General features: G+C 72.0%; 15 protein-coding genes, 2 tRNA genes and 1 pseudogene. 10 read left to right on the plus strand and 8 right to left on the minus strand.

What is annotated here, in order from left to right; genetic code table 11:
- Positions 1-3: 3 nt before the first annotated feature.
- Positions 4-780: an IucA/IucC family C-terminal-domain containing protein gene (locus TPA0908_RS02215; RefSeq protein WP_281934645.1), complete on the minus strand. Its 777-nt coding sequence runs from the start codon at positions 778-780 to the stop codon at positions 4-6.
- A gap of 317 nt (positions 781-1,097) precedes the next feature.
- Between TPA0908_RS02215 and TPA0908_RS02220 the strand changes: the two genes are divergently transcribed.
- The gene (locus tag TPA0908_RS02220) at positions 1,098-2,630 is read left to right on the plus strand and encodes a peptide deformylase (protein ID WP_281934646.1); all 1,533 of its coding nucleotides are present in this window, start codon (positions 1,098-1,100) and stop codon (positions 2,628-2,630) included.
- A gap of 116 nt (positions 2,631-2,746) precedes the next feature.
- On the opposite strand, the gene TPA0908_RS02225 is transcribed toward TPA0908_RS02220, so the two are convergent.
- Positions 2,747-3,868, minus strand: a complete 1,122-nt coding sequence (locus TPA0908_RS02225; protein WP_281934163.1) for a globin domain-containing protein — start codon at positions 3,866-3,868, stop codon at positions 2,747-2,749.
- A gap of 122 nt (positions 3,869-3,990) precedes the next feature.
- Between TPA0908_RS02225 and TPA0908_RS02230 the strand changes: the two genes are divergently transcribed.
- The gene (locus TPA0908_RS02230; protein ID WP_281934165.1) at positions 3,991-4,764 is read left to right on the plus strand and encodes a CPBP family intramembrane glutamic endopeptidase; all 774 of its coding nucleotides are present in this window, start codon (positions 3,991-3,993) and stop codon (positions 4,762-4,764) included.
- Here TPA0908_RS02230 and TPA0908_RS02235 read toward each other — a convergent pair.
- Positions 4,725-5,945: a hypothetical protein gene (locus TPA0908_RS02235; protein WP_281934166.1), complete on the minus strand. Its 1,221-nt coding sequence runs from the start codon at positions 5,943-5,945 to the stop codon at positions 4,725-4,727. The two genes, TPA0908_RS02230 and TPA0908_RS02235, sit on opposite strands and share 40 nt — an antisense overlap.
- Positions 5,946-6,455: 510 nt before the next feature.
- Here TPA0908_RS02235 and TPA0908_RS02240 point away from each other — a divergent pair.
- From TPA0908_RS02240 to TPA0908_RS02255, 4 genes are all read left to right on the plus strand, one after another.
- A tRNA-Ser gene (locus TPA0908_RS02240) sits at positions 6,456-6,546 on the plus strand.
- Between the two features lie 36 nt (positions 6,547-6,582).
- Positions 6,583-6,655: transfer RNA gene (locus TPA0908_RS02245), tRNA-Arg, on the plus strand.
- A gap of 418 nt (positions 6,656-7,073) precedes the next feature.
- Entirely contained in the window at positions 7,074-8,126 is a 1,053-nt protein-coding gene (locus TPA0908_RS02250) for a polysaccharide deacetylase family protein (protein ID WP_281934168.1), read from the plus strand.
- Positions 8,127-8,410: 284 nt separating this feature from the next.
- On the plus strand, positions 8,411-10,000 hold the full coding sequence (locus TPA0908_RS02255; protein ID WP_281934170.1) for a cellulase family glycosylhydrolase: 1,590 nt from the start codon (positions 8,411-8,413) through the stop codon (positions 9,998-10,000).
- A 78-nt stretch (positions 10,001-10,078) separates the two neighbouring features.
- Here the strand turns inward: TPA0908_RS02255 and TPA0908_RS02260 are convergent, their stop codons facing one another.
- Positions 10,079-11,059 carry an alpha/beta fold hydrolase gene (locus TPA0908_RS02260; protein WP_281934172.1) on the minus strand — a complete coding sequence of 327 codons (981 nt, stop codon included), beginning with the start codon at positions 11,057-11,059 and terminating at the stop codon, positions 10,079-10,081.
- 496 nt (positions 11,060-11,555) lie between these two features.
- Positions 11,556-11,819, minus strand: a pseudogene (locus TPA0908_RS02265) (ATP-binding cassette domain-containing protein); the annotation flags it as partial.
- Between the two features lie 555 nt (positions 11,820-12,374).
- On the opposite strand from TPA0908_RS02265, the gene TPA0908_RS02270 reads away from it, so the two are divergent.
- A complete protein-coding gene (locus TPA0908_RS02270; RefSeq protein WP_281934173.1) occupies positions 12,375-14,033 on the plus strand; it encodes a cellulose-binding protein in 1,659 nt (552 codons plus the stop codon).
- Between the two features lie 73 nt (positions 14,034-14,106).
- Here TPA0908_RS02270 and TPA0908_RS02275 read toward each other — a convergent pair whose 3' ends face one another.
- Positions 14,107-15,066 carry a helix-turn-helix transcriptional regulator gene (locus TPA0908_RS02275; RefSeq protein WP_281934174.1) on the minus strand — a complete coding sequence of 320 codons (960 nt, stop codon included), beginning with the start codon at positions 15,064-15,066 and terminating at the stop codon, positions 14,107-14,109.
- A gap of 413 nt (positions 15,067-15,479) precedes the next feature.
- Here TPA0908_RS02275 and TPA0908_RS02280 point away from each other — a divergent pair, with 413 nt between their 5' ends.
- Together TPA0908_RS02280 and TPA0908_RS02285 are read left to right on the plus strand one after the other, a co-directional pair.
- On the plus strand, positions 15,480-16,454 hold the full coding sequence (locus TPA0908_RS02280) for a helix-turn-helix domain-containing protein (RefSeq protein ID WP_281934176.1): 975 nt from the start codon (positions 15,480-15,482) through the stop codon (positions 16,452-16,454).
- A 98-nt stretch (positions 16,455-16,552) separates the two neighbouring features.
- Positions 16,553-18,823, plus strand: coding sequence for a glycoside hydrolase family 44 protein (locus TPA0908_RS02285; RefSeq protein ID WP_281934178.1), 2,271 nt, complete (start codon positions 16,553-16,555; stop codon positions 18,821-18,823).
- Between the two features lie 63 nt (positions 18,824-18,886).
- On the opposite strand, the gene TPA0908_RS02290 is transcribed toward TPA0908_RS02285, so the two are convergent.
- The gene (locus TPA0908_RS02290; protein ID WP_281934180.1) at positions 18,887-20,668 is read right to left on the minus strand and encodes a sensor histidine kinase; all 1,782 of its coding nucleotides are present in this window, start codon (positions 20,666-20,668) and stop codon (positions 18,887-18,889) included.
- Positions 20,665-21,354, minus strand: coding sequence for a response regulator transcription factor (locus tag TPA0908_RS02295; RefSeq protein WP_281934181.1), 690 nt, complete (start codon positions 21,352-21,354; stop codon positions 20,665-20,667). The genes TPA0908_RS02290 and TPA0908_RS02295 overlap by 4 nt, the downstream gene beginning before the upstream one ends.
- A gap of 98 nt (positions 21,355-21,452) precedes the next feature.
- Between TPA0908_RS02295 and TPA0908_RS02300 the strand changes: the two genes are divergently transcribed.
- A complete protein-coding gene (locus TPA0908_RS02300) occupies positions 21,453-22,652 on the plus strand; it encodes an efflux RND transporter periplasmic adaptor subunit (protein WP_281934182.1) in 1,200 nt (399 codons plus the stop codon).
- Positions 22,653-22,672 lie beyond the last annotated feature (20 nt).

Consider the following 22,672-nt stretch of genomic DNA (forward strand, 5'->3'; position numbering starts at 1 on the left):
CGGTCAGCGGACGCAGCAGCCCTGGCAGACCTTCGGCCGGGGCAGCGTGAAGGCCAGGCAGCAGGTGCGCCGCTGCACGGTCGGCTCGCCGGTCGGGCCGGGCACCAGCTCGACCAGGTCGGCCAGGTCGAGCGCGTCGAGCAGCGTGCCGACGGCCGCCGTGGTCGGGCCGGGCAGCGCGTCCGCCGCCCGCAGCAGGCCGTGCGCGATGCCGGAGGCCACCGAGCCGAGCAGCGTACGGGTGCCGATCCGGACCTCGCGCTGGATGGCGGTGATCAGCGGGGCGAAGTGCGCGTCGAGCAGCGTCGCGCGCAGCGCGCCGAGCAGTGCCGCCTCGTCGGCGACGACCCGGACGCCCGGCGCGCCGGCCAGCGCCAGCGGGTCGCCGGGCAGCACGGCCACCGCGGTGGAGCCGCGCAGCCCCAGCGTGAGCAACTGGTGGTGGTCCTCGAAGTGCACCAGCACGTCGGCGGGATCGAGCAGCGGCACCCGCCGCGCCGAGGCCCAGCCGAGCACGGCCGGCAGCGCGGTCCAGTAGCTGTAGGACTTCCAGGCGAGCGCGGCGCAGGCGTGCGGGGTGCCGCCCCAGCGCCGGCCGGCGGCGGCCAGGAAGCCGGGGAGCAGGGTGCCGTCGATCAGGCGGGTGGCCGGGGCCCAGCGGTCCAGCTCGTCGCGGACCAGCAGGCCGGGCGCGAGACCGGGCAGGTCGTCGGTGCCGAACATGGCGCGCAGCGTCGCGGTCACCGGGGCGAACGGGGTGGCGACGTCGCGCCCCGGCATCACCGCAGTCACCTGGCCGTCCCCCGTCCGGTAGCCCGTCGGCCGGCGCGTGCCGTCGACCGAAGCTAAGGCTAGCCTAACCACACTCCCCGACGGAGGGAAGTGGCACCACGGGCTTGGTGGGGAGGTCCCGGTCACTCCGTCGCCGTCGTGTACTACCCGGCGGGGTGGGCGGAAAACGCCGGCAGGAGGGCTGGTCGGGCCGCGCAAGCATCGACGCCTGACGTTGAATTGTCAAGACGAGTGTCGAATACGAGGCAGTTTCCGTACACGTTCGGCCACGAAACGTGAAGATGGTCTTCCCGCGTACGAGGAAGCTGATGACCTCACCGATCGAGCGTGCCGCCGAGTCCTTCGCGGTCGAGCTCGCCCGGCACCGCACCGGCCGAGGGCTGTCCAAGAAGCAGCTGGCGACGCTGATGGGCTTCGACCCGTCCTACGTCAGCCACGTCGAAGGCCGCCGGCACCGGCCCACCGAGGACTTCGCCCGCCGGGCCGAGGCCGTCCTGGAGGCCAGCGGCGCGATCTGGCAGCGCTTCCGGGAGTACGACGAGCTGCGGCACAGCCGGGTCACCGGGACGCACCGCGATCCGCCCGTCCCCGGCCAGTGGCTGCCCCCCGGCACCGGCCTCGTGGTGGAACGCGAGGTCGCCACGCTCACCCACACCGGCGACAGCTACCACTGCACGATCCGGCGGGAGCTGTACAACGCCGGCACCGAACCGGTCACCCGCTACCTCGTCCGGGTCGCCGTCGACCGCTACCCGAACGACCCGGGCCGCTCCAACCGGCACCACCGCGAGCACCCGCTCACGTTCGCCGAGCTGCAACTCACCGCGTACCGGGACGACGGCAGCGGACGCGAGCCGATGCACTGGCGGGCCAAGCACGACCGGGACGCGTTCAAGGAGATCTGGCTGCTCTTCGAGAACGACGAGGGACGCTTCCCGCTCTACCCGGGCGACCGGGTCACCATCGAGTATGCCTACCGCGTCGGACGGGACAAGTGGGGCCCCTGGTTCCAGCGCGCCGTACGCCTGCCCACCCGGCACCTCGCGGTGCGCCTCGACCTGCCGGCGGACCTCGACCCCAAGGTGTGGGGCGCGGAGACCTCGCTGTCGGCGGAGGAGGGCCCGCTGCGGACCCCGATCCAGCAGACCCGGGACGCCGACCGGGTGATCTACGAGTGGGGGACCGACGACCCGCCGCTGAACGCCCGCTACCGGATGCAGTGGCGGTTCCGCAGCCCCGCGCCGGACACCGAACCGGACAGCACGCCCGCCGGGGAGACCCGGGTGCGCGCCAGCGACCGGATGCGCGCGGTCGGCATCGTGCAACGCGGCGACGACCTGCTCCGGCAGCCCGCCCGCCAGTTCGACCTGCCGGCCGAGGAACGGCACGCCCGGCAGGTGGTCGACCGGCTCGCCGGCATGCTGGCCCGCCTCGACGAGCTGCACCCGTTCAGCAAGGGCGTCGGCCTGGCCGCACCGCAACTCGGGATCGGCTGGGCCGCCGCGCTGGTCCGCCCCGCCGACCGGGCGGCCGAGCCGGTCGTGCTGCTCAACCCCCGGGTGGTGGACGCCACCACCGAGACCGACGAGCAGTACGAGGGCTGCCTCTCCTTCTTCGACCACCGCGGCCTGGTGCCCCGGCCGCTGCGGATCGACGTGGAACACGCCCAGTGGGACGGCAGCCGCGTCATCACGTCCTTCGAATACGCGATGGCGCGCCTGGTCGCGCACGAGATCGACCACCTGGAGGGGCGGCTCTACGTCGACCGGATGGCACCGGGCGTGCCCCTGGTGCCGGTGGAGGAGTACCGCGAGACCGGCACCCCCTGGCGCTACTGAGAAGGGCTCCGGCACGCGGGCTGGTTGCCGCCTGGCCCGCGTACCGGGAAACGGGGGGCCGGGTCGCGTGCCCCAGGGGGCGGGGGCACGCGACCCGGCGTGGGGGGAGGATGGCTCTACAGGGTGCCGAACGTGTCGTAACGGATGTGGTCCGGCGGGACGTCGTCGGCGGCGAGCGCCCGCAGGGTCGCCCGGACCATGGCGGCCGAGCCGGAGACGTAACAGTCGTGCGTGGTCCAGGGGCCGTACCGGGTGACCACCTCGGAGACGTCGCCGAGTTCCCCGGCGAAGTCCGGGTCGGCGCTGCACGCCGGCGTCACCGACAGCCAGGGATGCGCCGTCACCAGCTCCTGGAGACCGGCCAGCCCGTACAGCTCGTCCGGGTGGCCGGCGCCGTAGAAGACGTGCACCCAGCGGGTGCGGTTGACCCGGGTCAGCTCCTCCACCAGCGCCTTGATCGGGGCCAGCCCCACTCCGCCGGCCACGCAGAGGATGTCCCGGGTGGAGTCCGGGTCCAGCGTCATCGAGCCCATCGGCGCGGCCAGCCGCAGCAGGTCACCCGGCCTGGTCCGGCGCACCAGCGCGCCGGACACCCAACCGGCGGCCCCGGCCGGCGTACGGACGTGGAACTCCAGCACGTTCTCCTCGTTCGGGGCGTTCGCCACCGAGTACGTCCGCCACGTGCGCGGCAGGTAGCGAGGCACCTCCACGCTGACGTACTGGCCGGCCTGCCAGCTCAGCGGATCCTGCAACGCCCGCACGGTCAGCACCGCGGTGTCCGGGCCGTGCCGTTCGTGCGTCAGCACCTCCGCGTGCCAGAACGGCGGGTTCCCGTCGGCCTCCGCGCCGGCGAGCATCCGCTCACTGATGCTCGCGTACGCGTCCCGCCACGCCTGGTCGTACTCCAGGCTCCAACCGTCCCCGGCGACGGTGCGCAGGCCGTCCAGCAGCGCGACGCCAAGTGTCGCGTAGTGGTCGGCCGTGACGTGGTACTTCCGGTGGTCCCGGCCCAGCCCGCGCAGGTACTCGTCGAACGCCTCCGGGTCGTCCGCCGTCTGGGCGGCCGTCACGATCGCCTCCAGCAGTCGGTCGCGCTGCCCGCTCATCTGCACCGGGAAGAGCTTGCGCAGCTCCGGGTCGAGCAGGAACATCCGGGCGTAGAAGTGGCCGCAGAGCCGCTCCCCGTGCTCCTCGACCAGGGCCCAGCTCTCCTTCAACAGCCGCGCGACGTTCTCCACAGGGGCACGCTCCTTCTCCGGACGGGCGGATCGGCCCGGATAGAATGTCCACGGAGCGTGCATGTCGGTCGCACACAATGTGCGACCGGCTCATTTGCCCGGCGAAGTGGTTTCATGGTCCGGTGACGGTTGACGAGCCGGCCCGGCCGGTCTCCCGCCGGGTGCTGGGCACCGAGACGCTGCTCGTGCTCGGCCTCTCCCTCGGCCAGTCGGCCGTGTACGCGCTGGTCTCGCTGATCGCGAAGCTGACCGCGTCGGGCGGGTTGTCGAAGCAGACCGCCGCGCTGAACACGTCCACCTCGGCCCGGCCGTACCTCGACCTCACGTACCAACTGCTCGGGATCGTCTTCGCGCTGCTGCCGGTGCTGCTCGCCGTACACCTGCTGGCGCGTGACCCCGGCGACCCGGCGCGGACGCTCGGCGTCGACCTGACCCGCCCTGGCGCGGACCTGGCCCGGGGCGCGGGCCTGGCCGCGCTCATCGGCCTGCCCGGGCTGGCGCTGTTCTGGGCGGCGGCCCAGCTCGGGGTGAACGCCACGCTGGTCCCGGCCGCGCTGCCGGACCTGTGGTGGGCGGTGCCGGTGCTGATCCTCGCCGCCGTGCAGAACGCCGTGCTGGAGGAGGTGATCGTGGTCGGCTACCTGATCACCCGGCTGCGGCAGCTCACCTGGCGGCTCGGCGCGGTCGTCGCCACCAGCGCCGTGCTACGCGGCTCCTACCACCTCTACCAGGGCTTCGGCGCGTTCCTCGGCAACGCGGTGATGGGCGTGATCTTCGGGCTGTTCTACCTGCGCACCCGCCGGGTGGCCCCGCTGATCGTCGCGCACACGCTGCTCGACGTGGTCGCCTTCGTCGGCTACGCGCTGCTGCCGAGATCCTGGTTCGACTGGCTCTGACCGGCGCGCCGGTACCGGGCGACCGCCCGGGCGGCGACCCGCTCCGCCGCGGCCGTACCGCCGATCGTCGCCGCCAGCACCGCCGCGCCCGGCAACAACCGCGCCGCCAGTCGCAACCCGAGCCAGCCGCCCGCCTGCGCCGCCACCGGCGTGGCCAGCCGCCAGGCCGCCTCGGCGGTCCGGCCCCACGGCCCGTCCGCCGGGACGTCCGCCGCCCGGGCCGCCGCCAGCGCCGCCCGCGCGGCCCCGTCGTCCGGGTGCACCGACGTCAGCACCAGCAGCTCGGCCGCGCGGTCCGGATGCGCCGGGTCCCGCCCGTAGGCGGCTGCCACGTGCAGCACCAGGTTCGCCTGCGTCCACAGCACCGCCGCCAGCTCCGCGACCGGCGCGAACACGCCCGCCCCCGCCGCCAGCGCACCACCCGTACCGGCCATCCGGACGAACCGCCGGGTCGCCAGCCGGGCCACCCCGTCCGCGTCCGCCGCCGGGTAGGCCGACCGGACCTGCTCCACCCAACTCCGGGCCCGCGGCCCGAGCGCGTCCACCGCGGCCAGGGCCAGCAGCTCCGGCGCGAACCCGGGGTGGTCGCGCAGGCGCGGCCCCACCGCCTGCCAGCCCGCCACCGGGGTACGCGTGTCCGGCTGGTGCTCGGTCGGCTCGTGCTCGGTCCGCTCGGGTCGGCCCGCGTCGGGGCCGGGAACGTTCGGGCCCACGATCAGCTCGGCCGGCCGTTCGGCCGTGGCGCCGGTGCGCTTGCGCACGGCGGGACGTGTCTTCGGCTGGTCGCCGGCTGCGGCGTCCGGGCCGGGCTCGGTCGGCGCCGGCGTGGTGGCGCGCTTCGTGGGGCTGGTCTTCGCCGCCGGGGCGGTCTTCGTGCTCCGTCGGGCCCGGACCGGCCGTGGGGCGGCCCCGGCCGCGTCCACCGCCGTGTCGGGCGTGCCCGACGGGGACTGGTCCGCCCGGTCCGGCGCGGTGAACTCCGGTGCGACGGCCGTCCTTCGGCTGGTGGCGGGCGCCTTCCGAGCGGTCGGCGCGGTCTTCTTCTCGGCCTTCTCGGCGGGGGCACGACGCGCCCGCTTCGGGGCCGCCCCGCCCACGGGAGTGGCGGTGGCGGGCGGCGTGCCGTCCGGCGCCCCTTCGGCCGGTTCCGGCGCACGCACCGGCACGTCGGATGCCGGCATCGGGTCGGCCGTCCCGGCTGCCGCGGGGAGGTCGGCCGTGGCCGGGCCAGCGGCCGGCGTACCCGAATCGGTGGTCCTCGGTGCGGCCGGTTCGCCAACCGACGTCCCGGGACCGGTCGTGGCCGGCTCGGTGGCCGGTCGCGGACGCGGGGCCGGCGGGACGTCGGCGGCCGGCGTCGGTGGCTGGAAGAGGACGCTCGGCGCGGCCCCGCGCGCCCGCCTTCGGGGCGGCGCGTGGTTCGTCTCGTCCCCCGCGTCCGTCGACGGCGGTTCCGGGGTCGGCGGCGGGCTGAAGGTCGGTCGGGGGGAGCGGCTCCGCCGGGCCTTGGCGGGGGGCTCGCGACGGGGCGGATCGCTCGGCGGCTGCTCCTGCATATCGATGGAGCGTAGTCGGGGACGTGACCTGGCACACGGCGACGACGCGGCGGGTTCGGCGGGGTGCCGGTATCCGCTTTGCCCCCGACGGGTGTGGACCTGTATTCTCGGGCGCGGTGACCTCCGGGCCACCGAGGAGACTTCGCCTAGTCTGGTCTATGGCGCCGCACTGCTAATGCGGTTGGGGTTTTAAAGCCCCTCCCGGGTTCGAATCCCGGAGTCTCCGCGCGAAAGCCGGTTGTGTAGACTGGCCGAGCACCAGGCGCCCGTAGCTCAATGGATAGAGCATCTGACTACGGATCAGAAGGTTAGGGGTTCGAGTCCCTTCGGGCGCACAGCAGGTCAGGGGTCGTTTTGGGAAGCCGAGGCGGCCCCTTTTCCGTGCGGTACAGCAGCTAAGTACAGCAGCGGTCATGCCGGTTCCGTGCCGTTCATCCGGTCCGTCCTGTTCGAAGCCGACGAGGAACACCGGGCATGACACCGCACCCGGCCGGCTCATGGCCATCTCGCCATCGACGAAGCGCTGGTCGCCAACTGCTCAGACCCGACGGCGCTGTGGGTCCGCGCCACACCACCGGACGTGTGCCGGTCTGGGTGGTCGCGGTCGACCGGCCGGTCCCTTCCGGAAAACTTCCGGAAAAATTATTGACGTTTCCGAAACGCCGCTGCAATACTCCGATCGCTGTGACATCCGTTTCTGTCGATTGATGCCATGCGTCGTCAGGTGTCACCCGTCCCAAGGAGGACCTGCGCATGAACGCCAGCATCGGCGGCTCCCGCCGTCCGTCCGCCCCCCGAACATCGCGTCTCACCGTCCGGTTGGCCGTGCTCGCCTCCACCGTGGCGCTGAGCGCCGCCGGTCTCGCGGTCGCCGCCACTCCGTCCAGCGCCGCCACCTGCAACGGGTACGTCGGCCTCACCTTCGATGACGGGCCGACCGGCAACACCGGCGCACTGCTGTCCGTGCTGCGCGCGAACGGCGTACGGGCGACCATGTTCAACGTCGGGCAGAACGTGCAGAACAATCAGTCCGCCGCGCGGGCCCAGGTCGACGCCGGCATGTGGGTGGCCAACCACAGTTGGAACCACGCGCACATGACCTCGATGAGCCAGAGCCAGATGCAGTCGGACCTCTCCCAGACCAACTCGGCGATCCAGTCGGCGACCGGCGTCCGGCCGCAGTTGTTCCGCCCGCCCTACGGGGAGACCAACTCGACCCTCCAGTCGGTCGCCACGTCGCTTGGCCTGCGCCAGGTGATCTGGGACGTCGACTCCCAGGACTGGAACGGCGCCAGCGTCAGCCAGATCGTCTCCAACGCCAGCCGCCTCCAGGCCGGCCAGGTGATCCTGATGCACGACGGCATTCAGAACACCCGCGACGCGATTCCGCAGATCGTGGCCAACCTGAGCAGCCGCAACCTCTGTCCGGGCATGATCTCACCGAGCACCGGCCGAGCGGTGGCCCCGGACGGCACTCCGCCGCCGACCACTCCGCCGCCGACCGGCACGCCGACCACTCCACCGCCCACCGGCGGGTGCACAGCAACGGCGACGACCCCCAATGTCTGGGGTGACCGGTACAACACCTCGGTGACGGTTCAGGGGGCCAACAACTGGACCGTGGTCGTGGCGGTGACCGCGCCGCAGCGGATCTCCACTACCTGGAACGGCTCCCCCAGTTGGGACAGCACCGGTTACGTGATGACGATGCGGTCCAACGGCAGCGGCAACACCTTCGGCTTCACCACGATGATGAACGGCAACAGCAGCGCCAGAGCCCAGATCCGCTCCTGCACCACGGGCTGATCCCGAGGGCCCCCCAGGCCACCGGAAACGGCTGAGACAGACGTGGTCGACCAGCCGGTGGAACCGCGCCCCTCGTCCCGGGCGCGGTTCCACCGGCTGAGTCGATGTTTCCGTCAGGAGAGGGCGCAGCAGGTGGCCGGCTCATGGCTGGTCGAGTCCTTGCTCCATCCATGCACATGCATCTATCCTTTGGCGGCCCATCGACTGCCAGCGTAGGCAATCGAATAGCGTCGAATCGCTTCGACAACCCAGCGTGACGGTTGATTCGAAGACAGGAGATTCTCGTGAAATCCACATTCAGAAAGGTTCAGTTCGCCTTGGTCGCCGGCGTACTGGCGCTGGCCGGATCCGCAGCCGTGATGACGAGTTCCGCGTCGGCGGACAACATCGCCCAGCTGAACGCCACCCAACTCGTCGCCGACATGGGCGCGGGCTGGAATCTGGGGAACGCCCTGGAGGCCAACGCCAACGGGATCCCCAGCGAGACGGCGTGGGGCAACCCGGTCGTGACGCAGGCCTTCATCGACCGGGTGAAGGCGGCGGGATTCAAGACGATCCGCATCCCGGTTTCCTACCTGGGGAACATCGGGGCCGCCCCGAACTACACGATCAGCTCCGCCTGGCTGAACCGGATCCAGGAGATCGTCGACTACGCCTACGGTCGTGGCCTGTACGTGCTGATCAACATGCACGGCGACGGCTACAAGACCATCACCGGCTCGTGGTTGATCTGCGACTCGTCGAACCAGACGACGATCAGGGAGAAGTACCAGAAGGTCTGGCAGCAGGTCGCGACCAGGTTCCAGAGCTACGGCGAGCGACTCGTCCTCGAGTCCATGAACGAGGAGTTCGACGGGCAGTACGGCAATCCCACCCAGCCGTGCTACTCGAACATCAACGCCTACAACCAGATCTTCGTGGACACGGTCCGTCGGACCGGTGGGAACAACACCTCGCGCTGGCTGCTCGTCCCCGGCTGGAACACCAACATCGACTACACCGCGGGCAACTACGGCTTCGTGCTGCCGACGGACCAGTACCGGTCGTCGTCCGTGCCCGCCAACGAGCAGCGGCTCATGATCTCCGTGCACTACTACGACCCCTGGGACTTCGCCGGCGAGGAGAACGGCACCATCACGCAGTGGGGGCCGGCCGCCACCAATCCGGCCCGGAAGTCGACCTGGGGCCAGCAGGACTTCATGGACACCCAGCTGAAGAAGATGCGCGACACGTTCGTCTCGCGTGGGTACCCGGTGTTCGTCGGTGAATACGGTTCGGTCGACAAGACGTCGGCCGACTCGACGAACAACAGGTACCGCGCGGACTACGCGCGCACGCTGGTGTCCACCGCCAAGAAGTACGGGGCGGCCACCGCCTACTGGGACAACGGCTACAACGGCGCGTACGGGTTCGGGCTGTTCAACCGCAGCAGCGGTGCGGTCACCCAGCAGGGCATCATCGACGCCATCATGAGCGCCGTCGGTGGCACCCCGACGACGCCGCCGACCACCACCCCGCCGACGACCGCGCCGCCGACCACCCCGCCGCCGACGACCCCGCCGCCGTCGAGCGGACGGTCCTGTTCGGCGTCGTACACGGTGACCGGTTCGTGGCAGGGCGGCTTCCAGGCCGAGGTGCGGGTGACCGCCGGTGGCTCGGCGATCAGCGGTTGGACGGTGACCTGGACGTTCGCGAACGGGCAGCAGGTGACGCAGGCGTGGAGCGCGACGGTGACCAGCAGCGGCTCGACCGTCACCGCCCGCAACGTCAGCTACAACGGCTCGCTCAGTGCCGGCGGTAGCACGACCTTCGGCTTCCTGGGCTCGTCGAGCGGCACCAACGGCGTACCGTCGTTGACCTGCGCGGCGAGCTGACGGGCCGGGGGGGTGGGCGACGGCGCGATGTCCGTCGCCCACCCGTCCGGCGCCTCAGCCCGGCTCAGCTCGACGCGCTCAGCCGAAGAACGCCCGCAGGTGCTGGACGAGCACCTGCGGCTGCTCGTCCACGAAGTAGTGCCCGGTGTTGTCGATCTGGACCAGCTGCACGTTGGTGGCCTGCTGGGTCAGCGTCGCGGCGAAGCTCGGGTAGAAGATGGGGTGGGCGATGCCCAGGACCGGGGCGGTGATCGGCGCGTACGTCTCGTTGTCGAGAATGTCCTGGCCCAGTGCCTTGTACCAGCCGTTGCCGCCCCGAATGGCGTCCGGGGTCGAATAGGCCAGGGCGTAGACGGCCCGGTCGAAATCGTTGATCGCGGCCTTGTTGACCAGGAGATTGTCGAACATCCAGTCGACGAGGAACCGGGACCGGCCGGTGATGAGCTGCTCCGGCAGTTGCGACACCTGGTTGAAGGCGAACCACCAGGGGTGGAACGGGGCACCCGGCGCCGGCAGCATGCGGAACTCGTAGTAGCTGCTGTTCGGGTGGTCCACGTCCAGCATGGCGATCTTGTTGATGACCGAGGGGTGGTTCGCCGCCATGCTGTAGGCGACCATCGACCCCATGTCGTGACCCACGACGTTCACCTTGGCGTAGCCCAACGCCCCGGCCAGCGCCGCGATGTCAGCCGCCATGGTCTTCTTGTCGTACCCGGACGCGGGCTTGCTGGAGTTGCCGGCGCCGCGCAGGTCGACGGCGATCACCCGGTACCGGGTGGCCAGCGCGGGCATCACCTTGTGGTACTCCCACCACGTCTGCGGCCAGCCGTGCAGCAGGATCAGGGGTTCCCCGCGCCCGCCGGCGACGTAGTGCAGCCGGATTCCGTTGACGTCCGCGTACCTGCTCGTGAACCCTCCGGGAAGGGAGGCTGCGAGGTCGGCGGCGGACGGAGCGGCGATCCGCGCACCGTCGGTGGACGGTGCGGCCTGCGCCGCGGTGCCGGTCGCCGCCGCGGCGACCGCGCCGGCCCCGAGCGCGATCAGCTTCCTTCTGTTCATGGAAGACACGCATGCTCCAGTTCTCTAGACGGTGCCAAGGATCTTTACCGACTTCGGTAAATGCAGGCTCGTGACAAGGCCACTCATGCCCGATGGTCGATGGGAAATGACCGATGAGACCAAATTTCCTGCGCCTGCGTCCGATGGTCGGGACTGCCATCAACGGGAATGCCGTCAACGGGACAGGCGACGATCTTAACCACATCCGTGGACGTGCTTCGAGTTGATCTCGTGATTCACCGAGTTGATGTTGCTCGGTTGCGGCCGGCCCACCGTTGGGTGCGCCAGGCATCGGCGCAGGTCAGTGCGTAAGTGGCCGCTACCCGGGTCGGCGTTTGTGGTCGAGGCGGGGCGGAGCTGCATTTTCCGCCGGCACCGCAGCGGACCATGCCCATTCCGTGCCACGTGGCGTCGGCGGGACCCCGTCAGGCGGAGGAGGGCTGACGGGGAAGCGTCGTGGCCGGCGTGGCGGTGTCGTAGCCGGCGGCCTGGAGGGTGCGCGGGGGTCGAGCGCGGAGGACGGCTCGTCCATGATGAGCACGTCGGCGTCGCGCAGGAACCCGCGGGCGGCGGTGATGCGCTGCCACTGCCCGCCGGAGAGGCCCTGCCCGATCCGGGACCGCAGCGCGTCGGTGTCCCAGTCGTCGCGCGACCGGTCGTCGTAGCGGATGGTGCCGGCGGTGGGCGTACGCAGAGTGGCGATCATGGTGGCGAGCGTGGACTTGCCGGAGCCGTTCCCCCCGACGAACGCCACCGAGCGCAGCTCGGGGGCGCGGGGAGCTCGGCGGACGCGTCGCCGTCCACCTGTCGGGCCTGCTCGCCACGCTCGCCCCCGAACCTGCGGGCCTTCCGCCTCGTCCGCGCGTGCGTCGCCGAGGCGTTCGACCTGGCCACCGCCCACCTGCGCGTCGGCGATCTCGAACAGGCCACCGGGTTGGCCGTCCGGGCGCTCGCTCCGGCCGCCGACTGCGGCGTCGAGTCGGCGCGTCGGCGCGCCCGACAGTTCCTCGACGCGGGGGGCCTCCGTTCACCGCCCCGGGCCGTGGCCCGTCGCGGAGCCGCTCGACGACCGGCGGCCGGTGGGCGGCGTGTCCCGGTCGCGCGCACGCCCACCGACCTGAGCGGCCGACGGGGGCGCCCTTCCCGTATGCAACAAACCTGCACGTCTTTGCTATTGCCTCGCCGGTAAGCGCTTTCTTAGCCTGTGTTTCATCGATGTTTCGATCCGGGCTGAGGGTGCGCACACGAAGCCACATGCGGTGTCGGGGCGGTGAGAGTCGTGCCCGCACCGTGTCTACTCCCGAGGAGTCCAACTGTGAGAACCGCAGTGCGACACAAGCTTCTTACCGGCGGGATCGCCGTGGTCGCCGCCGTGGCGGTCGTCGCGGCGATACCGGTGAGCCAGGCGTCGGGCGCATTCGGCGACCTCAATTTGACATCGATCAACGCCAATGCCACAAACCTCAGTCTCGGGGCCGGCGCGGACGGTTCCAGCAAGGCCGACGGCACCAGCTACGGCAACGCCATCGACGGCGACACGAGCACCTACTGGTCGCCGGCCGGCTCGACCGGCCGCATCTCGGTGAAGTGGGGTTCCGCCACCACGGTCGCCTCGATCAACATCCGGGAGGCGGCCGGCGCGGTGGGGGCGGTCGGCTCCTGGCGGGTGGTCAACAACGACACCGGCGCCACGCTGGCCAGCGGCACCGGGGCGGGCGTCATCACATTCGCGGCCACCTCGCTCCGCAAGATCAATTTCGAGATCACCAGCTCGACCGTCACCCCGAGGATCGCCGAGTTCGAGACGTACGCCTCGGGCGCGACCACGCCGCCGCCGACCACCGGGCCCACCACCCCGCCGCCCACCACCGGGCCGACCACGCCGCCACCGTCGAGCGGCACGCTGTACGTGGCGCCGACCGGCACCGACGGCGCGGCCGGCACGCAGGCGAACCCGACCACGCTCGCCTCGGCGATCACCCGGGTCGCCGCCGGCGGCACCATCTACCTGCGCGGCGGCACCTACCGTTACACGCAGACCGTCACCATCGGTCAGGGCAACAACGGCACGTCGAGCGCGCGTAAGAGCATCTTCGCCTACCCGGGCGAGACGCCGGTCCTCAACTTCTCGGCGCAGAGCGAGGACCCGGCGAACCGCGGGCTCCAGGTGGGCGGGTCGTACTGGCACATCCGCGGCATCGTCGTCGAGCGGGCCGGGGACAACGGCATCCTGCTCGCCGGCAACAACAACATCATCGAGCGCGTGGTGACCCGCTTCAACCGGGACTCCGGGCTCCAGCTCTCGCGGCTGGTCGCCAACGCGCCCCGCGACCAGTGGCCCGCGAACAACCTGGTGGTGAGCACCGAGTCGCACGACAACGCCGACTCCGACGGTGAGGACGCCGACGGCTTCGCCCCGAAGCTGACGGTCGGCGCCGGCAACGTCTTCCGCTACACCGTGTCCCACAACAACATCGACGACGGTTACGACCTCTACACCAAGAGCGACACCGGGCCCATCGGCCCGGTGACCATCGAGTCCTCCCTGGCGTACGGCAACGGCACGCTGAGCAACGGCGGCCAGGCCGGCAACGGCGACCGCAACGGCTTCAAGCTCGGCGGCGAGGACATCGGCGTTAACCACGTCGTGCGCGGCAACATCGCGTACGACAACGGCCAGCACGGGTTCACCTACAACCGCAACGTCGGCTCGATGACGGTGTCGAACAACGCCGGCATCGGCAACACCGAGCGCAACTTCAACTTCGACGGCGGCTCCTCGGTGTTCCGGAACAACACCTCGTGCGACGGTGGCGCGAACGACCGGATCGTCGGCAACTCCGACAGCTCGAACCAGTTCTTCTCCGGCAGCAACGGGTCCCGCTGCGCCCAGTACTCCGGTGCCCTCGGCTGGTCCTTCGCCTCCGACGGCCGCCTCGTGGTGACGTTCGGCGGCAAGGTGGTCACCCCGTAACGACCGGACGCCGGTGTCACCCGCGACGGTGACACCGGCGTCCGCCGGCCGCAGATCGGATACGCGTCGGCGCTCACGGCGCGCGGTCGTGCGGTGACGCGGTCGGTGGCGAGCCGAAGCGTAGCCGGTAGGCGGCGGCGAACCGGTGGGCGTCGGCCCACCCCCAGCGCCGGGCCGTCTCGGCGACGGTGCCGTCGTCGGCTGCATCCGTCCGGCGCAACTCCTGATCGGCGTGTTCGAGCCGGACCCATCGCAGGTAGGTGATCGGGGTGGTGTCGAGATGCCTGCGGAACGCCAACTGCACGGCGCGGATGGTCGTGTGGGCCGCGGCGGCGATGCCGGCGAGCGTGATGTCCCGGTCCGCGTTCTCCTCGATGAACGTGATCGCGCGACGCAGCATCCGGGGGTGGGCGTCGCGGCGGTCCGAGAACGTGGGATCGCTGAGCGTGTTGTTCGGGAAGACCGTCAGGGCGGTGGCAGCCAGCAGCCGGGCGATGCTCCCGGCAAGCAGCGGCTGCTCGGCCACCCCGAGGCCGACCGTCTCGCGGGCGTACCCGTACACGGTCTCCCACGTCTCGGCGGCGGCTGCGGAGACGGGCTGGTGGCTGGTGAACCGGACCGGCTCGGGGCGACGGCCGGGCGCGGTCTCCGCGACGCTCTCCAGCAGGACCGGGTCAAGGACCGTCGTGTGGAAGTCGGCCTTCGCGCAGTCGGCGGTGAAGCCACGCTCCGGCGACACGGGAATGAACGTGTCACCGCGGCCGTATGCGGTCTTCCCGCCGCCGGCCGGGTGGTAGGCGAGCCGGCCGGAGTCGATACGGCAGATGACCAGCCGACCGAGCGCCTCGGCCTGCACGTCGAAGTGGAGGCCGAAGGTGATCTGGTCGAGTCGCGCCGACGGAGTGATCGCGGTGGCCTCCAGCCGCAACCGTGGAGAAGAGTCGCGGACGTCGACGCGGATGTCCCCGCCATAGCTGTCACGGAGGACCTGCTCGACGAGGTCGACACCGATCGCCTCGAAGACCTGTTCCATGAATGCTCCTCGGACGCACCAGCACGCGGCGCCCAAAGACGACGGCGCGCCGTACCCACCCGTGGACAACCATCATTATGCGGCAGACGCAGACCTCCACTGAGCAGGCGATGTCCCGTCGGCGCGGCGGGCTGCCCGCTCCCGTGTCGCATCCATCCCCATGCTCCTCTCCGGTGGCGGACCGGGCGGACGGCCTCCCGGTCCGTCCCCGAAGTGAGGGCGCCGGGCTGTTGCGCGGGCGTATGCGTTTCCCGATACGCCCGCGAACGGTCTCGCGGGCCGGATAGCGGCCCTCGGGGACGACTTCCACAGGGATCGGCACGGCGTGTGTCCGACCGGTGCCTCGTGGTGACATGATCGCCGATGAGGTGCAGCGACGCGTCCCGGGATCCGGCACCGGCGAAAGGGGACTCATGGCGGGATCCGCGGCCGACCCTCCTCGGCGTACCCGGTTCGTGTCGTCGGAACCCGAGGAGGCGCGCGAGTTCATCAGCCGCCTCTACGGCTCGCACCTGCGGGTCGGGGGCGCGGTGAGCGGGCGCATGCGGGTCGGCTTCGACCGCCTGGAGTGCGGCGACGTCAACCTGAGCGCGGTCCGGGTCTCGGCGGACCTCGACTTCCGCATGGAGGGCGGCGAGCACATCCTCATCGGCACCGTCAGGGCCGGCCGGGTCGACTACGCGCGGGGCAGGGACAGTGCCCGCTACGGCCCGGGCGACACCTACCTCGGCAGCCTCCGGGAGGTGCGGTGGGACGCTCGGCTGTACGGGCCGGACCTCGACGTCGTCGGCCTGCCCGAATCCCTCCTGCACGAGGTCGCCGGCACCACGCCGGACCGGTCGGGCGTACCGTGGCGGCCACGCTCGTGGGAACCGCTTCCCGGATGTGCCGAGCAGTGGCGCCATGCCGCGCGCTACGTCAGGGAGCTGTTCGAACAGCCGCACGTCGGCGCCGAGCCGCTCATCCTCGGCGCCGCGATGCGCATGCTGGCCGCGACCGCGCTCGCCACCTTTCCCGGCGACGTGCCGCCAGGGCCGAGCGTCGCGGACCAGCACGACGCCCACCCGGCGACGCTGCGCCGCGCGATCGCGTTCATCGAGGCCAACCCGGACGTCGATCTCGGCGTGGCCGACATCGCCCGCGCCGCCGCCGTCACCGTCCGCGCGCTCCGGCTCGCCTTCCGCCGCCATCTCGACACCACCCCGCTGGCCTACCTGCGCCGGGTTCGTCTCGACAAGGCGCGGGAGGACCTGAGCAGGGCCACCGCCGGCGACGACCGGACCGTCGCGTCGGTCGCGAGTCGCTGGGGCTTCGCCGACCTCTCCCGCTTCGTCGAGCGTTACCGCGACGAGTACGGCGAGACGCCCGGCCAGACGCTGCGGCGTTGATCCACCGGACGCCGCGTGTTGACGCGGGCGGCGGACCGGGCCAGGCTGTGGGGGCGCTCCCAACGGCGAGCTTCGATTTCCTCAGGAAGGAAGAGCTCGTGCGTCCCACCACAGCACTGCTCCCGGTCGTGCTGGCCGCCACGCTCGGCGGCCTGGCCCTACCAGGGCCCGCCCAGGCCGCCGCCGGCCCGGCGCTGGCCGTCGACACCACCGCCGACCGGCACGCGATCAGCCCGTACGTCTACGGGATGAACTTCGCCGACGAGGCGCTCGCCCGGGAGCTGCGGCTACCGGTGCACCGGTACGGCGGCAACGCCACCACCCGCTACAACTTCCGCGCCGACACCACCAACCGGGCCGCGGACTGGTACTTCGAGAACATCCCGAACGACAACGCCGATCCGGACAGCCTGCCCGACGGCTCGGAGAGCGACCGGTTCGTGGCACGGAACAAGGCCACCGGCACCGACACGATCATGACGATGCCGATGATCGGCTGGATCGCCAGGGACCGGTCCCGGGCGTGCGGCTTCAGCGTGGCGAAGTACGGCCCGCAGGAGTCCACCGACCAGTGGGCGCCCGACTGCGGCAACGGCAAGAAGCCGGACGGCAGCCTGGTCACCGGCAACGACCCGGAGGACACCAGCGTCGCCGTCGGTCCGGAGTACGCCACCGACTTCGTCACCCACCTCAAGGAGCGGTTCGGCGCCGCCGGCAGCGGCGGGGTGCGGTTCTACAACCTGGACAACGAGCCGGACCTGTGGCACTCGACCCACCGCGACGTCCGCCCGGTCGGGCTCGGCTACGACGAGCTGCGCGACCGCACCTACGCGTACGGCGCGGCGATCAAGGCGGCCGACCCGGGGGCGAAGACGCTGGGCCCGGTCGGCTGGGGCCTGAACTCGATCTTCTACTCGGGGCTGGACCAGGACACCTGCTCCCGGACCGGCTGCTGGTCGAACCCGCCGGACAAGGCCGCGCACGGCGGCCAGGACCTCGGCCCGTGGTACCTGGACCGGATGCGGGAGTACGAGCAGCAGCACGGCACCCGCGTCCTCGACTACTTCGACGTGCACCTCTACCCGCAGCAGTCCGGCGTCAGCGGGTCCGGTGCCGGGGACGCCGCCACCCAGGCGCTGCGACTGCGCTCGACCCGCCAGCTCTGGGACCCGACGTACGTGGACGAGAGCTGGATCAACCAGCCGGTCCGGTTCATCCCGCGGATGCGCGAGCTGGTCGACAAGCACTACCCGGGCACGAAGATCGCGATGACCGAGTACAGCTGGGGCGGGTACGGCTCGCTCAACGGCGCGTTGGCCCAGGCGGACGTGCTCGGCATCTTCGGCCGGGAGGGGCTCGACCTGGCCAGTCTCTGGACCGCGCCGACCGCCGACCAGCCGGTGGCCGACGCGTTTCGGATCTACCGCAACTATGACGGCAAGGGCGGCGCGTTCGGCGAGACGTCCGTCCGGGCGACCAGCGCCGACCAGGGCAAACTGGCCGTGTACGCGGCCGAGCGCACCGCCGACAAGGCGCTGACCCTGGTCGTGGTCAACAAGACCGGTGACGACCTGACCAGCCCGGTGGCCCTGACCGGTGCCTCGTCCGGCAGCGCCGAGGTCTACCGCTACAGCGCGGCGAACCTCGCCGGCGTGGTCCGGGAGGCCGACCAGCCGGTGACCGCCGGCGGCTTCACCGCCACCTTCCCGGCCAACTCGATCACCCACCTGGTGCTGCCGCGCGGCACCACGCCCGGCGACACCCAGCCGCCGACCGCCCCGGGCAAGCCGGTCGCCGGCACGGTCACCGGCGACAGCGTGGCGCTGAGCTGGGCGCCGTCCACCGACAACGTTGGCGTCACCGGCTACGACGTACACCGGGTCGACACCGCCGGCACCGTGAAGGTGGGCAGCACCACGAGCACCGCGTACACCGTGACCGGGTTGACGGCGGACACCCCGTACACCTTCGTGGTGACCGCCCGGGACGCGGCGGGCAACGTCTCGGCGGCCTCGCCCGGCCTGACCGTGCGGACCGCGCCCACCACCCCGACCGGCGGCTGCACGGTCGGCTACGCGGCGAACAGTTGGCCGGGCGGCTTCACCGCCACCATCACCGTCAAGAACACCGGCGCCACCGCGATCGACGGCTGGAAGCTCGCCTTCGACTTCCCCACCACCGGCCAGAAGGTCGGCCAGGGCTGGTCGGCCACCTGGAAGCAGAGCGGAACGGGCGTCACCGCCGAGAACCTGGGCTGGAACGGCAGACTCGCCCCCGGCGCGTCCACCAGCATCGGCTTCAACGGCACCTGGAGCGGCACCAACCCGGCGCCGACCGCCTTCACGCTCAACGGTCAACGCTGCGGCTGACGGTCCGCGTCATTTCCCGAGCGGCGGCCGGGCCGGGGCATCGCGATGTCCCGGCCCGGCCGGTCAGTGCGGGACGGCGGCGACGATCGGCAGTCGGACGGTGAACGTGCTGCCCACGCCGAGCACACTCTCGACGGAGATGGTGCCGCCGTGCGCCTCGGCGAGCTTGCGGGCGATCGACAGGCCGAGCCCGCTCCCCCCGGTGCGGCGGGCCCGCGAGTCGTCGGCCCGCCAGAAACGCTCGAAGACCCGGGACAGGTCGGCGGGCGCGATGCCGGTCCCGGTGTCGGACACGACGATGCTCAACTGCTCCGCCCGCACCGTGCACCGCACGGTCACCGAGCCACCGGTGGCGGTGTGCCGGATCGCGTTGGCGACCACGTTGCCGACGAGCTGCCGCAGCCGGGCGCCGTCGACCGCCGTCTCACCGACGTCGGCCACGTCGAGGCCCAGCCGCACCCCGGCGGCGTCGGCCGCGCCCCGGTGCGCCTCGACGACCTGGTCCAGCAGGTCGGCCACGTCGTGCGGCTCGCGGTGCACGCGCAGCTCACCGGCGTCGGCGGCGGCCAGGTCCCGGAGGTCGTCGATGATGTGCTGGAGCAGCATCGCCTCGTCGAGCAGCAGGCTGAGCAGGTGCGCGTCGGGCTGGGCGAGACCGTCCTGGGCGGCCTCCAGCCAGCTCCGCATGGTGCTCAGCGGCGTCCGCAGCTCGTGCGCCACGTCGCTGACCATGGTCTTGCGCAGCGCCTCGGTCTGCTCCCGCCGGGCGGCGAGGTCGTTGAGCGCGGTGGCCAGCAACCCGATCTCGTCACGGGTGGTCACCGGCACCCGGGCCGGCGAGTCCATCGGCTGCCGGGCGGCGTCGGTCAGCGCCCGCAGCGGTCGTACCAGCCGACGCCCGACCAGCACGGTGACCAGCACGGTGGCCGCCAGCACCGTGCCGGTCACCTCGACGATGCGGATCACGTTCGACCGGGACAGGTTGAACACCGGCTCGGTGGTGCCCTGGGCCTCGTCGGTCACGAACAGCAGCGCCGGCGGTGCCGCGTACGCCCTCAGCTGGGCGACCGACGCCTCGTGCAGGCAGGAGTCGATCCGCTCGTCGAGCCCGGCGGAGCCGCTCGGGACCGCCGTGCGGTCCGGCCTGATCGCGACCCGGTCCGGCACTCCCGCCCGGCGCAGGCAGGACTTCGTCGCGTCCCGCAGCCGCGCGATCGGCCCGGCCTCGGTCGGCAGCGGGGCGGCCAGGTCGGCCGGCAGGCAGTAGCCGACGACGTCGCGCCCGTCCGTCCCGGTCACCTGGACCGACGCCCGTCCGGTCGGGCCGACCACGACCTTTCCGTCCAGGGCGGAGTTGCGGTGGATGCACGTGAGCCACCGCCCGGCCAACTGCCGGGTGACGCCGCTCTCCCGGCTGGTCAGCACGTACGGCCCGAGGACGCGCCGGTCGATCCGGGCGGTCCCGCCGGTCAGGCCCAGGTCCACCTGCAACGGGTCGACGGTCGCCGAGGGGCGGGCCGCCCGCAGCGACGGGCCGTCCGGTGCGGAGTCGGCGATCACCTGCCGGTCCGGCGTCATCAGCGTGATCCGGCGTTCGAGCGTGCCGGCCCGCTCGGCGAGCACGGCGGCCACGCCGGACCAGTCCCGGTGGGTGGCGGCGTAGCTCACCAGCGTGTCGTAGATGTTCTTGTCGTCGGCGAGCGAACGGCCCTGGGCCTGCTGGATCGCCTGGGTGGTCGACTGGACGGCCAGCCAGGTCGTGGCCAGGATCGCGCAGACCGCCACCAGCAGGGAGGTGGCCAGCAGCCGCACCACCAGGCTGCGGTGCGGCGGCACGCGTCTCACGGCGTCCCGGCGGTCAGCTTGTAGCCGACGCCGTACACGGTCAGGAGCTGCCGTGGCCGGCGCGGGTTCGCCTCGATCTTCCGGCGCAGGTTCATCACGTGCACGTCGATGGTGCGCCCGGTCGACTCCCGGTCGATGCCCCGGGTGTGCTCCAGCAGTTGGCCGCGGGTGAACACCCGGCCGGGCTGGCGGATCATCGCCGCCAGGATGGCGAACTCACCGGCGGTGCAGTCGACCGGGACACCGCCGGCGGTCACCGTGTGCCGGGGCTCGTCGACCGTGAGGCGGCCGACCCGGAGCACCGGTGAGTGCCGGGCCGTCGCGGGGACGCGGCGCAGCAGCGTCCGGACCCGGGCCACCAGTTCCCGGGGGCTGAACGGCTTGGTCATGTAGTCGTCGGCGCCGAGGTCGAGGCCGCGCAGCAGGTCGTCCTCACTCGACCGGGCGGTCAGCATCAGCATCAGCACGTCCGACTCCTGCCGGAGGATCCGGCAGATCTGCATCCCGTCCAGCCCCGGCAGCATCACGTCGAGCAGGAGCAGGTCGAACGTCTGCTGCCGGGCCGCCCGCAGTGCCGCCTCGCCGTCGTGCACGACCGTCGCCTCGTGACCCTCCGCGGTGAGGTAGCGGCGCAGCGCCTCGGCCTGCCGCCGATCGTCCTCCGCGAGCATCACCCGTGCGCACATGGTGGGGACTATAGGTGAGCCGCGGGGTCGCGAATCCGTGGAAAAGGTCATGCCCGGACCTGACAGGATCCTGATGATCCCGGGTCACGATCGGCGCCATGCCACTGACCCGAACGGTGCCGCCGGCGGACGCCGAAACCCAGGTCATCCCGCTCGTCGGCAGGGAACCGGCACCGCGCCGCCGCTACCTGACGAGGGCGGTGGTCCCCGCGGTCGTCGTCGCCGGACTGCTCGCCGCGGCCGTCGTCGTCTGGCCCGGCCGGGACACCGGCCCGGCGTCGACAGCGGACGAACCGGCAGGCGTACGGAGCGTCGCGGTGGTGAAGCAGGACATGTCGACGTCGCAGTCGCTGCCCGGCACGCTCGGCTTCGGCGCCGCCCGACTGCTCAAGGGCGGCCGGAGCGGCACCGTGACGTGGCTGCCCGCCCCGGGCGCGTCGGTGCGGCGCGGCCAGCAGCTCTACCGGGTCGACGACCGGCCCGTGCCGCTCTTCTACGGCGGGATGCCGCTGTTCCGCCCGCTGCGCGACCTCGGCACGGTCGGCCGGGACGTGCGGATCGTCGCCGACAACCTGCACGCCCTCGGCTACGACGTCGGTGACCGGCCGACGTCCGGCGCCCGGCCGGCCCGGTCGTCGTCCACGCCCGCCCCGGCGGCGCCGGTGGCCAGGGACGAGAGCGTGCTGACCGCCGCGTTGCGGGACGCGGTCAAGCGCTGGCAGCACGATCTGGGGGTGCCGGCGACCGGCACGGTCGAGGCCGGGGACGTGGTGGTGCTCGTCGGCGCGGTCCGGGTCGACTCCGTCGCCGCCCAGCCGGGCGACAGCGGGGACGCCCCGCTGCTGTCGGTCACCGGGACCTCGAAGGTCGTCACCGTGGAGGCGAACGTCGGCGACGCGGCCTCGATCGCGCCGGGCGACGCGGTCACCGTGCACCTGCCCGACGAGAGCACGATCGGCGGCCGGGTCACCGCGGTCGGCCAGGCGGTGAAGGCGGCGGAGGGCGATGCCGGCACCGGCGGCCCGCCCACCGTCACCGTGACGATCGCGGTGCGGGGTTCCGCCGCCACGGCCCGGATCAGCGTCGCCGACGTGCGGGTCGACTTCGCCGCCGAGATCCACGAAGGCGTCCTCGTCGTCCCGGTCGGCGCGTTGCTCGCGCTCAGCGAGGGCGGCTACGGCGTCCAGGTCTCCGGCGGGGATCTGGTCCCGGTCGAGACCGGGCTCTTCGCCCAGGGGCTCGTCGAGGTCAGGGGCGACGGTCTCCGCGCGGGGACCCCGGTGGTGACCACCTCGTGACCCCGGTGCTCTCGGCGCGC

The organism is Micromonospora sp. AKA38, assembly GCF_027925725.1.
Classification (GTDB): domain Bacteria; phylum Actinomycetota; class Actinomycetes; order Mycobacteriales; family Micromonosporaceae; genus Micromonospora.